Origin of the sequence: Paraburkholderia sp. SIMBA_030 (assembly GCF_046535245.1) — a bacterium.
Classification (GTDB): domain Bacteria; phylum Pseudomonadota; class Gammaproteobacteria; order Burkholderiales; family Burkholderiaceae; genus Paraburkholderia.
The window spans coordinates 24,893-38,734 of record NZ_JAWRXB010000002.1 but is presented as its reverse complement, the minus strand read 5'-3'; the positions used below and the strand labels follow the sequence as shown (position 1 = coordinate 38,734).

At 63.8% G+C, this 13,842-nt stretch carries 11 protein-coding genes; 8 read left to right on the top strand and 3 right to left on the bottom strand.

Annotated features, from left to right (window positions below):
• The first annotated feature begins 250 nt into the window (after nucleotides 1–250).
• Nucleotides 251–1,771 (top strand): aldehyde dehydrogenase, encoded by a 1,521-nt coding sequence (gene adh / locus SB772_RS03280; protein ID WP_410831856.1) that lies wholly within the window; start codon nucleotides 251–253, stop codon nucleotides 1,769–1,771.
• 91 nt (nucleotides 1,772–1,862) lie between these two features.
• Here the strand turns inward: adh and SB772_RS03275 are convergent, their stop codons facing one another.
• A complete protein-coding gene (locus tag SB772_RS03275) occupies nucleotides 1,863–4,163 on the bottom strand; it encodes a TonB-dependent receptor (RefSeq protein WP_410831855.1) in 2,301 nt (766 codons plus the stop codon).
• A 303-nt stretch (nucleotides 4,164–4,466) separates the two neighbouring features.
• On the opposite strand from SB772_RS03275, the gene SB772_RS03270 reads away from it, so the two are divergent.
• Genes SB772_RS03270 through SB772_RS03260 form a run of 3 tightly spaced genes read left to right on the top strand, consistent with a single transcriptional unit; the run spans nucleotide 4,467 to nucleotide 6,512 of the window.
• A complete protein-coding gene (locus SB772_RS03270) occupies nucleotides 4,467–5,348 on the top strand; it encodes a TonB family protein (protein WP_410831854.1) in 882 nt (293 codons plus the stop codon).
• 4 nt (nucleotides 5,349–5,352) lie between these two features.
• Nucleotides 5,353–6,093: a MotA/TolQ/ExbB proton channel family protein gene (locus SB772_RS03265; RefSeq protein ID WP_410831853.1), complete on the top strand. Its 741-nt coding sequence runs from the start codon at nucleotides 5,353–5,355 to the stop codon at nucleotides 6,091–6,093.
• On the top strand, nucleotides 6,090–6,512 hold the full coding sequence (locus tag SB772_RS03260; RefSeq protein WP_410831852.1) for an ExbD/TolR family protein: 423 nt from the start codon (nucleotides 6,090–6,092) through the stop codon (nucleotides 6,510–6,512). The genes SB772_RS03265 and SB772_RS03260 overlap by 4 nt, the downstream gene beginning before the upstream one ends.
• Nucleotides 6,513–6,607: 95 nt before the next feature.
• Here the strand turns inward: SB772_RS03260 and SB772_RS03255 are convergent, their stop codons facing one another.
• Together SB772_RS03255 and SB772_RS03250 are read right to left on the bottom strand one after the other, a co-directional pair.
• The gene (locus SB772_RS03255; protein ID WP_410831851.1) at nucleotides 6,608–7,384 is read right to left on the bottom strand and encodes an aspartate/glutamate racemase family protein; all 777 of its coding nucleotides are present in this window, start codon (nucleotides 7,382–7,384) and stop codon (nucleotides 6,608–6,610) included.
• Nucleotides 7,381–8,625 carry a D-amino acid dehydrogenase gene (locus SB772_RS03250; protein WP_410831850.1) on the bottom strand — a complete coding sequence of 415 codons (1,245 nt, stop codon included), beginning with the start codon at nucleotides 8,623–8,625 and terminating at the stop codon, nucleotides 7,381–7,383. The genes SB772_RS03255 and SB772_RS03250 overlap by 4 nt, the downstream gene beginning before the upstream one ends.
• A gap of 285 nt (nucleotides 8,626–8,910) precedes the next feature.
• Between SB772_RS03250 and SB772_RS03245 the strand changes: the two genes are divergently transcribed.
• The 4 genes from SB772_RS03245 to SB772_RS03230 are packed head-to-tail and all read left to right on the top strand — an operon-like array spanning nucleotide 8,911 to nucleotide 13,566.
• Entirely contained in the window at nucleotides 8,911–10,110 is a 1,200-nt protein-coding gene (locus SB772_RS03245) for a branched-chain amino acid ABC transporter substrate-binding protein (protein WP_410831849.1), read from the top strand.
• Between the two features lie 25 nt (nucleotides 10,111–10,135).
• Nucleotides 10,136–11,035, top strand: coding sequence for a branched-chain amino acid ABC transporter permease (locus tag SB772_RS03240; RefSeq protein WP_410831848.1), 900 nt, complete (start codon nucleotides 10,136–10,138; stop codon nucleotides 11,033–11,035).
• Between the two features lie 3 nt (nucleotides 11,036–11,038).
• Entirely contained in the window at nucleotides 11,039–12,847 is a 1,809-nt protein-coding gene (locus tag SB772_RS03235) for an ABC transporter permease subunit (RefSeq protein WP_410831847.1), read from the top strand.
• Entirely contained in the window at nucleotides 12,835–13,566 is a 732-nt protein-coding gene (locus SB772_RS03230; protein ID WP_410831846.1) for an ABC transporter ATP-binding protein, read from the top strand. Before SB772_RS03235 ends, SB772_RS03230 begins: the two co-directional genes overlap by 13 nt.
• Nucleotides 13,567–13,842: the final 276 nt, after the last annotated feature.

The window sequence follows — 13,842 nt, the reverse complement described above, 5'->3', positions numbered from 1 at the left end:
GCTAAAAGTGACAGTTGCTGCGCGGGCGGATTAAACGACACGCGCTCGATCCACTCGCCGCGATGGGTCCACCGCACGCGGAGCACGGCATTCCTATGCGACTGCCACCTATCGCGATGTGGCCACGATCGAATGGCACGCTTCTCGCTGAACGCTTCGCACGATGAAGAGCGTCAGCACTGCGGATGCGTGGAAGCAACGCATGCTTTCTCCATCGACACCCGCTACACAATCATTGGAGGAGTCCAGCATGAATCACGCAGATATGCAGTTTCTCGATGTCGAATTTCCGTATGCGCGCCAGTACGCCAATTTCATCGGCGGCGAATGGGTGCCCCCGGTGCACGGCGAATACTTCGACAACGTGTCGCCGATTACCGGCGAACCCTTCACGTCGATTCCCCGCTCGACGGAAGAAGATATCGAACTCGCGCTCGATGCGGCTCACCGCGCCCGCAAGGCGTGGGCCGATACCGCGCCGGGCGTGCGCGCGAATATCCTGAATCGCATCGCGGACCGCATGGAGCAAAACCTGTCGCGGATCGCGGTCGCCGAAACCATCGACAACGGCAAGCCGCTACGCGAAACGCTCGCCGCCGACATTCCGCTGGCGATCGATCACTTCCGCTATTTCGCCGGCTGTATCCGCGCACAGGAAGGTTCGATCTCCGAGATCGATGCGGATACGGTGGCCTATCATTTCCATGAGCCGCTCGGCGTGGTCGGTCAGATCATTCCGTGGAATTTCCCGATCCTGATGGCGGTGTGGAAGGTCGCGCCTGCGCTCGCTGCGGGGAACTGCATCGTGCTCAAGCCTGCCGAGCAGACGCCTGCGTCGATCCTGGTGCTGATCGAGCTGATCCAGGACCTGCTGCCGCCGGGCGTGTTGAACGTGGTCAACGGTTTTGGCCTCGAGGCCGGCAAGCCGCTGGCATCGAGCAAGCGCATCGCGAAGATCGCCTTCACCGGCGAGACGACCACGGGCCGCCTGATCATGCAGTACGCGAGCCAGAACATCATTCCGGTGACGCTCGAACTCGGCGGCAAGAGCCCGAACATTTTCTTTGCCGACGTGATGGACCAGGACGATGGCTACTTCGACAAGGCGCTCGAAGGCTTCGCGATGTTCGCGCTGAATCAGGGTGAAGTGTGCACGTGCCCGTCGCGCGTGCTGGTCGACGAAAAGATTTACGACCGCTTCATGGAACGTGCGTTGAAGCGCGTTGCCGCGATCACGCAGGGGCATCCGCTCGATACGAAAACGATGATCGGCGCGCAAGCCTCGCAGGAACAGCTCGAAAAGATCCTCTCGTATGTCGATCTCGGCAAGCAGGAAGGCGCCGAGTGTCTGATCGGCGGCGAACGCAATACGCTCGACGGCGAACTGAGCAAGGGCTACTACGTGAAGCCGACGGTGTTCCGCGGCCACAACAAGATGCGCATCTTCCAGGAAGAAATCTTCGGGCCGGTGGTGTCGGTCACGACGTTCAAGACGGAAGAGGAAGCCCTGGAGATCGCCAACGATACGCTCTACGGTCTTGGCGCCGGCGTGTGGACGCGCGACGGTACGCGTGCTTATCGCTTCGGCCGGCAGATTCAGGCGGGCCGCGTGTGGACCAACTGCTATCACGCGTATCCGGCGCATGCGGCATTCGGCGGCTACAAGCAATCGGGCATTGGCCGCGAAAATCACAAGATGATGCTCGACCACTATCAGCAGACCAAGAACCTGCTCGTCAGCTATAGCCAGCAGCCGTTGGGTTTCTTCTAACGCAGCCTGGTCTGGAGCGGCGTGAGGGCCGCTCCAGACGTTTCGTTTGCTTGCCGTTTGCCGTCAGCCGCACACCGCAGACCATTCCGCTCTACTTCCACGCATACCGCAAGCCCACCCATACCCCACGCGGCGCTCCCATCCCGAGAAACTGTTCGTTGGTCGCAGCATCGGCCGAGAACGAACGGCCAGCTCCATTGAAGAAATTCTGCCCGAGCACGCCGAAGTCGGCGTAGCGCTTGTCGAACAGATTGTTCACGTGCGCGAACAACTGCAATTGCTTCGTTACCTGATAGGTCGTATCCAGGTCGACGATCATATAGCCCGCGATGCGCCCGTTGCCATCCTGGTTGTTCTCGTCACCGCGAGCGAAGATCGAGCTGCGATACGACACGTTGCCGCCGACATTCCATTTTGCGGTAGCCGCATAGTCCAGACGCAGCTTCAGCGTGTTCTGCGGCATGCCGGGAATCCGGTCACCGGGATTCACCGTGATGTTGCCTTGCGCATTGGCGCTCGAATTGCTCGCGCTCCGCTCGACAAAGCTGCTTTGATACGTCGCGCGCAGATAGGTGTAGCCCGCGCTCACGGCAAGTGGCCCTGTCTGCGCGCGCGCGTTGATTTCGACACCTTGCCGCCGCGTGGTGCCGACGTTCTGGAAATATCCCGTCGATGTCGACGCCCCATTGCTGCTGATAAACGCAATGTCGTCGTGAAGATCGGTGCGGAACAACGCCGCACTCCAATGAACCGACGACGACAGCGTGCCGCGTGCGCCCGCTTCGAAGGTGCGCGACACGACCGGTTTGAGCGCCGGATCGGCGATGAAATCGTTGGGCAGCGAGCAAGGCGCAGCCGGGTCGGCGCAGGCCAGCTCGATGGCGGTCGGCGTGCGCATGCCTTCGCTGTAGTTCGCATAAGCCGTCAGCCAGGAAACCGGGTTATACGTCACGCCCAGTGCCGGATTGATCCGCGAAAAACGGTGCGAGCCATTCAGCAACGGCTGCATGCCGCTGCGATCCTCGATGTCGACGCTAGTGTGGTTGTAGCGCGCGGAGGCCGTCAACGCGATCGTGCGGGTCAACGAAAGCGTGTCGGTGACGAACACCCCGAGATTGCTGTTGCGTGTCGATGCGTCGGTTTGCAACGTGTAGCCGTCGGTGCCGACCGTCTGGCGATCCGCGGTGAACTGCGCATCTTGCGTGTATTGCGTGAAGCGGGCGTTGGCAAAATCGCCGCTGACGCCCGCCATCAACTGATGGTCCATCCCCGCCACTTTGCCGGTGACGCTCAATTGCAATGCGAATCCATAGCTGTCCTGCGAGATCACGGAGTGCGCGTTGTGCGCGGGCACGGTATCGATCGCGCCCGTCGCCGGATCGATGGAACCGTAATCGCCGTTGACGTTGCTGCTGACGTTGTCGTTGTTGTAGTGCCGGTAGTACACGTTGCCGGAGAACTGCAACGCATCGCTGAAGTCATGCTTGCCCGACAGGTTCAGCATGATCGCGCGATTCTGGTTCTCATCGGGATACGTGTAGGCCTGGCGAGGATTGTCGAGAAACGAGCGCGGAATGGTCTGCGTTCCCTGCAACTGGTTGTCGGCTGCGGTGAGGCTCAGTTCGACGGTGCTGCGCGCGTCCGTGTAACCCACCTTGCCGAACAGTTGCTTCACGCGGCTGGAGTTGTGGTCGGCCCAACCCCGATCGGCTTCGTCGTTGGCGGTGACGAAATAGTCGAAGTGTCCGTGCTGGCCGCCTTGCGTGAACACCACGCTCCTGCGCGCGAACGAACCGCCCTCCACTTCGACGCTGCCGCCGGCGTTATCGCGGCCGTTCTTCGTGGTGATCGCGATTGCGCCGCCTAAGGTGTTCAAGCCGAACAGCGGATTGGACCCCGGCATCACTTCGATGCGTTCGATCGCCGATTGCGCGAGCAAGTCCCAGTTGACCACGTCGCCGAACGGTTCGTTGATCCGCACGCCGTCCTGGAACACCGACAAGCCCTGCGGTGTGCCCAGCAGCGGCGAAGCAGTAAAGCCGCGATAGTTGACGTCCGGCTGATACGGGTTGCCCTGACTCGAATTGAGCGTCACGCTCGTGAGGTTCTGTTCAAGGTATGCCGTGATGGTATTCGGATGCTGCGCTTCGATGTCCTTCGCGCCGACGATCTGCACGGCCGCAGGCACTTCGGTGAGCGGCATGCCGAGCCCGGTCAGCGGCGCCGTGCCGACCACGGTCACGACCGGCAGCAGTTGGGAAGGCAATGGTTGTGTCTGCGACGCCGGCTCGCCTTGCGCCACCGCGCAGGTGCCGTGGGCCATCGCGAGCATGCCCGCTATGGCGGCGGCGATACGCGTGCGCCGCCAATCCTCGCGATGCGAGTAGTTCATTGTCTCCTCCGGCGCGTATCGGCATCGTGGCCGTGCGCGGTATGTTCTTGGCCGCAGTTCCTGCGACGCCTGTTCCAAGCAACATCGATGCCGGGCGTCGACATCATTCGATGACGCACGCTCTACCGCGCTTGCATCGGCTCACGTGACACCTGTGTCGAATTGGTACAGCGATGTTCCGAACGAGGACAGCAACCGGACACCCCCGAAGCGCACTTGCGCGAAACAGGACGGCATACGTGTCCTCACGACCGGCACGCATGTTGCGAGCCGAATGGCAATCGGAACCTGGAAATGGCATGCATGAACACTTCGACGCTGAACAGTGCGCACGCAACACGGCGCAGGATGCGCAGCCTGCATCTCGCAGCGGCGGTGAATCCGCCGGTGCACGTTGGTGTGTGCCGACTGCCGCCGCAAACCATCGGCGCATTCGACGATCTTCGGAGAACGCGCGTTCATGCCGTCGCGCTGGTCGTGCTTGCCGTGCATTGTGTGATTGCGCTGAAGGCGTGGCGCGTGTCCGTGGAGAATCAGCAACTCACGGCGCCGCACGCGTTGGATCTGCAGTTCGACGTACGTGCTGCCGTACCGGCACCGGCACCCGCACCGGTGCCGACTTCACCGCAATCCGCAGGTTTCGCCAGTAGCCTGCCGCCACGCGGGGCATCGCCGGCGCCACATCGCGCCATCACGCCACACCGCGCGAGAGATGTGGCCGCCGCGAAAAGTACAGATCAAGCTTCGCAATCGAAGCCGCTCGCGAGGACGGCTCCGGACAACGTGTCGAAGCCGCAACCCGCGAGTGCGATTGCTCAGGCGAGCGCCACGCACGCCGATCCCGAAACGCCGAACACATCGGCCGCAAAATTACCGGACGCCCCGCCGGCACCAGAACCGCTCACCGAACCCAGCTTCGGCGCCGCTTACCTGCACAACCCGCCGCCGGCCTATCCCGGTGTCGCTCAGCAACGCGGCTGGCAAGGCACCGTGTTGCTCCGGGTCCATGTGCTGGCGAACGGCCGGCCGGACCAGGTCGGACTCGCGTCATCTAGCGGGCATGCGTCGCTCGACGATGCCGCGCTCGAAGCCGTGACCGGCTGGCATTTTGCGCCGGCCCGTCGCGGCAATCAGGCGATCGACGAATGGGTCCAGGTACCCATCGACTTCAAACTTGGAACCTGAGGCCATGAATATGTCCGATTTCGCCACACTGCTCGTCGTCGATGCTTCGTTTTTCCTGCTCGCCGCCTGTTCGCTGCTGACGTGGTTACTGATTCTGTACAAAGGCTTCGGGTACTGGCGCCTCGCTTCTGAAAACCGGCGCTTCACCGCCCTGTTCTGGAGCACGGCCGAGCGCGATCCGGCCGGCACCCTCGGCAGCCAGTCACACACGTCGGCGGGTTCAAAGGCGCGCGTGGCGCACGCCGGTTTTGCCGCGTTGTCGGGAGCGGCTACCGCGCAGACATCGGCGACAACTGCGCAACTCGCGGCCTGGGACCGCCACGAACTGCTCGAGCGATTCCTGAACCAGCAGATCCAGAGGGAGCGGCGGGCGCTCGAAAGCGGCTTGACGCTGCTGGCATCGATCGCCAATACCGCGCCGTTCATCGGGCTGTTCGGCACGGTGTTCGGCATCATCCACGCGCTGCACGCGGTCGCCGTGGGCAGCGCGAGCGGGATCGAAGGCATCGCCGGTCCGGTCGGGCAGGCGCTGAGCGCCACCGGCATCGGGATCGCCGTCGCCATTCCCGCGGTGCTCGCCTACAACCTCTTTGTGCGCCGCGTTCGCGTCACGATCGCCGATCTGGAAGATTACGCGACCGAACTCGTCAACCTTGCGCAACGCAACGGTTTTCACGTCGGCTTAAACACTGCTGTGGCCGCCACGACGGCGATGCCGGGCGCTCAGGCGGAGGTGCGCTCATGATGCCCCGTTCGAGCGCAAAAGACACCGACGAGCCGCTCGCCGAAATCAACGTGACGCCGCTTGTCGACGTGATGCTGGTGCTGGTCGTGATTCTTCTGGTGATGGCGCCCATGTTGACCCACGTGCTGCATATCGATCTGCCGAAGGTTGCCGCGAGCGCTGCCGAAGCGCGCGATCATGCGGTGACGGTCAGCCTCGATGCGCATGGCAAGCTCGCGATCGACGGCCGCAACGTCGCTGCGGACCAACTGGAGCCGACGCTGCGCCGTATCGCAGCGAAGAGTGACCGGACGGTGGCGAATCTGCGTTCGGATCAAAGCCAATCCTTCGGCGCCGTTGCAAATCTGCTCGCCCAAATCGGCCACGCGGGCATCGCGCACGTCGCGGTCGTCACGGCTAATACGGAGGCAGGGAAGTGACGTGGTCCGCATTTTCAGTCCTGCCCGCTTCATAGCACTGATCGGCGCAATCCGGTTTGCTCTGACCGCGTCCAGGTCTCGCACCTTATCTACGATCAAAGCGCAAACAACCTCCCCAGATGCGGCTCGCCGTCCGCCACACCAGCGAGGCGCAACGCGTGCCAGGCCATCGCGAAGTTGCTCGATATCACCGGCTTGCCGATCCTTGCCTCGAGTTCCGGAATGAGCCCGGCGATGCGCAAGCTCGTGCACGACACGAAAACAGCGTCCACGTCGGCATTCTGCGCAAGGTGCTCGACGGCGGCTCGCAGGGACGCAGCGTCGATCCGCGCGACTTCGTTGTCGTTCGCGTGCTCGAACGACGCCATACGCGTGACGCCGATACCCCGCGCCTCGATGTAGTCGCGCATGGTGTCGTTGATCGCACGCACATAGGGCGTCAACAGTGCGGCGCGCTGCACGCCGAGCGCGCGCAACGCAGCGAGCGCAGCGGTGATCGGCGTGGTGCATGCGACGCCGGGACGCGCTTCACGGATGCGCGCGAACACGTTTTCCTCGCCGATGACCATCGATGCCGACGTGCAGCCGAACGCCACGACATCGATCCGCTCGGCTGGGCGAATCAGCGCCACTGCGGGCGCGATGAGCGCGTCCATTTCCATCAGCCGTTCGGGCGTGATGTCCGCCGAGTTGTACACGCGGCTTTCGTAGAACGCCACGCCATCCTGCGTCAGCAGCTTGCGCCATTCGTGTTCGATCGTATGATCGGTGGCGAGCACCACGAGGCCAATGGCGGCACGCCGGCAGATGCCATCGTCCAGACTGAATTCGAGTCTTGCGTAGGTGTCGTCCTGCCGTGCATGCGTGCTCATTTCAGTGTCATCCCTGTCATGTCGATCTCGGGTTGGCGACCCGCCATGATGTCGGCCAGCAGTTTCGCGGTGCCGCACGACATCGTCCACCCCATATGTCCGTGCCCGGTGTTCAGATACAGGTTCCTGTGACGCGTGCGGCCGATCAACGGCGTACCCTCCGGCGTCATCGGGCGCAAACCGGCCCAGTAGGACGGGCTGTCATAGTCGGCGCCGCCGGGGAACAGCTCGCGGGCGGTCTGCAGCATGGTCGTGAAGTCGGCGGGTGTATGGCGGGTGTCATAGCCGGCGAACTCGGCGGTTGCCGTAAAGCGCAGCCGCTGGCCAAAACGCGCCCACGCCACGAGGTGGTTCTCATCGACGCCGCCGAGATCCGGCGGACGGTGATCCGGCCCGACCGGAAAAGTGGCCGAGTAGCCCTTTACCGGATACACCGGTAGCCGATAACCCAGGCGACGCGCGAGAATTGGCGACCAGGAACCGAGCGCCAGCACGAACTCATCACCGCGCACGAGTCCTGCCGGCGTATGCACGCCGACTATCCGGTCGCCGGACGCTTCGATTGCGCTGATCGGCGAGTCGAATTCGAAACGCACGCCAAGGCGTTCGCACGCTGTCTTCAGGGCGCGGGTGAACAGGTGCGCGTCGCCGCTTTCGTCGGTCGGGCAATAGATTGCGCCGGCAATCCTGTCACGCGCGGCGCCAAGCGCCGGCTCCCGCGCGGCAACTTGCGCCGCGTCGAGCGTTTCGAGCGGCAGGCCGTTGTCCTTGAGGATCGACATGTTCTGCGTGCCTCGCGCGAAAGACGCTTCGTCGCGATAGAGATACAGCAGGCCACGGCTGAGGCGGTCGTATTGCAGGTTCTCGGCGGCGCTCAGCTGTTGCAGTTGCGTTTGCGCGTAGCGGCAGAGCCTGACCTTGCGCGTCGTGTTCACGCGGGAGCGTGCCGCCGTGCAGTTTCGCAGGAACTGGAGGCACCAGATCCACATCTGCGGGTCCGCGTTGAGCTTGAGCCGCAGCGCTTGGCCTTCGACGAAAAGCGACTTCAGCAGGATTTTCGGCGCACGCGGAGACGCCCAGGTATACGAATGTCCCGGCGCGACCAACCCGGCGTTGGCAAAACTGGTCTCGAGCGCGACACCCGGCTGGCGGTCGATCACCGTGACCTCGCGGCCCTCTTTCGCGAGGTACCAGGCGGCCGTGACGCCCGCGATTCCGCCCCCCAGCACAACACTTTTCATGCGTGACTCCAGCCCCATGCAGAGCAGCCCATTCTTCAAATATAGTGCCGGCGACACTTCGAATGGTGGTTTATACGCGGATACCCTATCCCGTCCAATGTCCGGCGAGACCTATCATGAAAGGAGCACTTTCGTGACGGCGCGGCGATGAGCCCGCCAGACAAGCCGTTGATCCAGCAGGTCATGCGTTGCACACGAACGCACGTTTTCGTCCGTTTTCTGATGTCACCGGTCCATCCGGGTGGCGGATCGCTTCGATCCCTTTCACAATAAGGAGTCTCTAACATGATTGCTCAGAAGAATGGCACGCCGGGTACAGTTCCCGTCTTGCGGCGAACCACAATCGCGGCTCTGGCCGCTCTGGCCGTGCTCGCCGGCACGGTCCCCGGTCTGGCGCTTAGCCAGGGCGCCACCATCAAGATCGGCGTGCCCGCGCCGCTGTCGGGCAGCAGCGCCAATGCCGGCCAGGACATCGTCAACGGCGCCAAGCTGGCCGCCGCCAAAATCAATGCGGCCGGCGGCGTGCTCGGCAAGCAGATCGAACTGGTGCCGGAAGACGACGCTTGCGACGCGCAGACAGCGGTGCAAGCGGCGCAGAAACTCGTCGATGCAGGCGTTGCCGCCGTGGCCGGCGGTTACTGCTCCAGCGCGGCGCTGCCGGAATTGACGACATTTCACCGCGTCGGCATTCCCTACGTGTTGGACGCCTCGACCAATCCCAAACTGACCGAGATGGGCTACCAGAACGTGTTCCGCACGATCGGCCGTGACGACGAGCAGGGCCCGTTCGCGGCCAACTTCATCAAGAACTTCCTGCACGCGAAACGTGCGGCGGTCATCAACGACAACACGACCTATTCCAAGGGCCTCGCCGACAACACGGTGGAAGCCCTGAAGAAGAACGGCGTCGATGTCGTCTACGACGATGCGATCACGCCCGGCCAGATGGACTACTCGCCGACGCTGACCAAAGTCGCCTCACTGAAGCCGGACGTGATCTATTACACCGGCTATTTCGCCGAAGCCGGCCTGATGGTGAAGGAGGCACGGCAACTGGGCCTGAAGATGACGCTGATGGGCGGCGACGCCACCAACGACCCCACGCTGATGAAAACCGCCGGCCCCGCGGCCGACGACATGGTCATCACCACGGCGCCGCTGGCGCAGTTCCTGAGCGCCGCGCACGGCTATGTCGACGACTATACGAAGGCCTACGGGCAAGCGCCCGGCCCGTATTCCGTGTACGAATACGATGCCGTCGGGGTCACCGCAAAGGCAATCGCGAACGCCAAATCGACGGCGCCCGCGGCGGTCAGTGCTGCTCTGCACAAGATCTCGGACTACCAGGGCGTCACCGGGACGATCGGCTTCAACCCGAAAGGCGACCGCAGCAACGCCGTGTATATCGTCATCACCGTGCGCGGCGGCAATTTCACGCCTTACCAGCGGCTCGATGCAAGCGGACACTGGGTGGCGATGAAGTAGGCGCTGTCGCGCGCCGCGCCCGGCCATGAGCACCTTTTTCCAGTTCGTCGTCGAAGGGCTGACGACCGGCTCTTTCTATGCCCTCGTCGCCCTCGGCTACACGATGGTCTATGGGATCATCCGGCTGATCAACTTCGCTCACGGCGACCTGTTCATGGTCGGTGCGTTCGTCGGCTGGACCGGTTTGACGGTGCTTGCCGCGGCGCACCTGCCACTCGCGCTGGCACTGCTGATCGCGCTCGTCGCCTCGATGGCGGTCACCGGCGCACTTGGCCTCGCCATCGAGCGGCTTGCCTACCAGCCGCTGCTGCGCGCGCCGCGCCTGTCGATTCTGATCACCGCGCTCGGCGTTTCTCTCGCGCTGGAGAACGGCGTGCTGCTGCTCTACGGCGCCGGCTTCAACACCTATCCGCACGTGCTCAGCCAAGCAGGATTCGATCTCTACGGTGTGCAGGTCACGTTCACGCAGATCGGCATCATCGTGGTGAGCCTTGCGCTGATGCTCGCGCTTTATTTCTTCGTCCATCACACGTTCCTCGGCACGGCGATGCGCGCGCTGGCGATCGATCAGGACGCGGCGCGTCTGATGGGCGTCAATGTCGAACGGCTGATCCAGCTGACCTTCCTGCTCGGTTCGGTGCTGGCCGCCGTCGCAGGGGTCATGGAGGGGCTCTACTACACGCAGATCAATTTCTTCATGGGCTTCGTGCTGGGCCTTCGCGCGTTCACCGCCGCGGTGCTCGGCGGCATCGGCAATATCCCGGGTGCGATGGCCGGCGGCATCCTGATCGGCCTGCTCGAGGCCTTCGGCGCCGGCTATGTCTCCTCGCAGTGGACCGACGTGCTGGTGTTCGGCGTGCTGATCGGCGTGCTCGTGATCAAGCCGACCGGCTTGTTCGGCGAACGCGTCGTCGAGAGGATGTAGGCCATGCGCGCGACGCAGGCTTCAGCGCGTTGGCGCCGCCCGGCGGCCGGCGCCGGCCTGCTTGCCGCCGCCGTGGCGTTGCCGGCTGTCGCCAGCAGCTATGTCGTCGATGTCGGCCTGACCATCGCCACCTATTCGATCCTCGGCCTCGGGCTGAATATCGTGGTCGGTTATGCCGGGCTGCTGGATCTGGGCTATGCAGCCTTCTTTGCAATCGGCGCCTACACGACGGCACTGCTGGAAACGCTGTTGCACTTCTCATTCTGGGAAACGCTGCCGTTCAGCCTCGCGTTTGCCGGTGCGTCGGGCATCGTCATCGGCTACCCCACCCTGCGCCTGCGCAGCGACTACCTGGCGATCGTCACGCTCGGGTTCGGCGAGATCACACGCATCATTGCCACCAACCTGCGGATCACGGGCGGCCCGAACGGCATCTACGGCATCGACAGCCCCAGCCTGTTCGGTTACGAGATCAGCTCGCCCCATGCGGTCTACGAACTGGGCATCGCGTTCCTCGTGCTGGTGCTCGTGTTCGCGATCCGGCTCGGCCAGTCGCGGCTCGGCCGCGCCTGGACCAGCATCCGCGAGGACGAGGCGGCAGCCGAGGCCGTAGGCGTGCCGACGCTGCGCGTCAAACTGCTCGCCTATGTGATGGGCGCATTGATCGGCGGTTTTGGCGGCAGCCTGTTCGCCGCGCGCTTCGGGACCATCGACCCGACGGGTTTCACCTATCTGCAGTCCGTCACGATCCTGATCATCGTCGTGCTCGGCGGACGGGGGAGCATTCCTGGCGTGATACTCGGCGCCGTGATCGTTGCCGGCCTGCCCGAGATGCTGCGCTTCCTCAACCTGTGGCGCATCTTCGGGTTCGCGATCGGGTTGGTGATCCTGATGCTGCTCCGGCCTCAAGGTCTGTGGCCGGCGCCGCTGCGCCGCGTGGCGCCGCCGCGCGAGGGCGCCGGCACCGCAGCGTCCGTGCCCCGGGAGACGGTCACCGACGAGATCCTGCTCGACGTGCGCAACATGCGGCGCCGCTTTGGCGGTGTGCTGGCGGTCGGCGACGTCAGCTTCACCGTGCGCAGCGGCGAGATCCTCAGCCTGATCGGTCCGAACGGCGCCGGCAAGACCACGGTGTTCAACTGTCTCACCGGCGTGACCCGGCCAACCGGCGGTCAGGTTCTCTGGCGCGGCGACTCGCTGGTTGGCGGCGCACCACATCGCATCGTCCACTGCGGCATGGCGCGCACCTTCCAGGGCATTCGCCTGTTCGCCAACATGACGGCTTTCGAAAACGTGCTGATCGGCATGGACCATCGGCTCCGAACGCCGTTGCTCGCCGAGCTGCTGGCACTCCCCTCCGCTCGTTCCGAGGCGGCCGATCACGCGACAGAAGGCCTCGGCTGGCTCAGCTTCGTCGGCCTCGGCCCGCGAGCGGGCGAACGCGCGGCCGACCTGCCCTATGGCGATCAACGGCGGCTGGAGATTGCGCGTGCGCTCGCCAGCAACCCGCATCTCCTGCTGCTGGACGAGCCGGCGGCAGGGATGAATCCGACCGAGAAGCACGCGCTGATGGAATTGATCCGGCGTATCCGGGATCTTGGCGTGACGGTGCTGCTGATCGAACACGACATGATGCTGGTGATGGGCGTGTCGGACCGGATCATCGTCATGGACCATGGCGTCATCATCGCCGAGGGTCCGCCAATCGAGATCCAGGCCGACCCGCGTGTGATCGACGCCTATCTCGGTACAGCCGGGACAGACGAAGCGGCCGACGATGCCGCCGGGGAGACATCGCTGTGGGACTCCTAGAAATCCGCGATCTGCACGTGAGCTATGGGAACGTAGAGGTTCTGCATGGGATATCGCTGGACGTCGCAGAAGGTGAGATCGTGGCATTGCTCGGCAGCAACGGCGCGGGCAAGACCACTACGCTACGCGCCATTTCCGGCCTGATTCGCCCACGTGCGGGACAGATCGTGATGGCTGGGCACGCGCTCACCGGATTGCGGGCCCACCAGATCGTGGCCTTGGGTCTCGGTCATGTGCCGGAAGGCCGCCGCATGTTCGGGGCGCTGACAGTCGAGGAAAATCTGCGGCTCGGCGGTTATCTGATCCGGGCCGACGGCGCCTTGCTGGAACGGCGCATGACCGAGGTCTATCGGACTTTCCCGCGGCTCGGGGAGCGCCGCAGCCAGTTGGCGGGCACGCTCAGCGGTGGCGAACAACAGATGCTGGCAATCGCACGCGCCCTGATGCTGCGGCCACGCGTCGTCGTGCTGGACGAACCGTCCATGGGACTGGCGCCGAAGCTGGTCCGGGTGATCTTCGGCATGATCGCCGACATCTGCAGCGAAGGCACCTCGATCCTGCTCGTCGAGCAGAACGCAGGCCAGGCGCTACGCATCGCTCATCGGGCCTACGTGCTGGAAAGCGGCCGCATCGCGCTCGCCGGCCCTGCCCGGGAACTGGCGCAGGATAGCCGGGTTCGCGCTGCGTATCTGGGCGGCAGCGCCATGGCGACAGACTGACAAATCAGAGCTGCGCCATGGGGACTGACTCATCGCGCCCGGATGCGATCACGCCCGGTACGGTAACTGCAGCGTAAGGGGCGCGGTAGCTCAATGCCGGGTGTTACGCCAGTGCGGCCAGTAATGATGGTGATCCAGCTGTCTGAGCCGCTTTCGACGCGTTTTCTCCCGGTAATAATGAGCCACGACGAACACGGGTGCTATCGCCAGCACTAACGAACCCACAACGATTGCCACTGTTTCATTCATCGGAACCTCCATGGCAGACTTATCCGC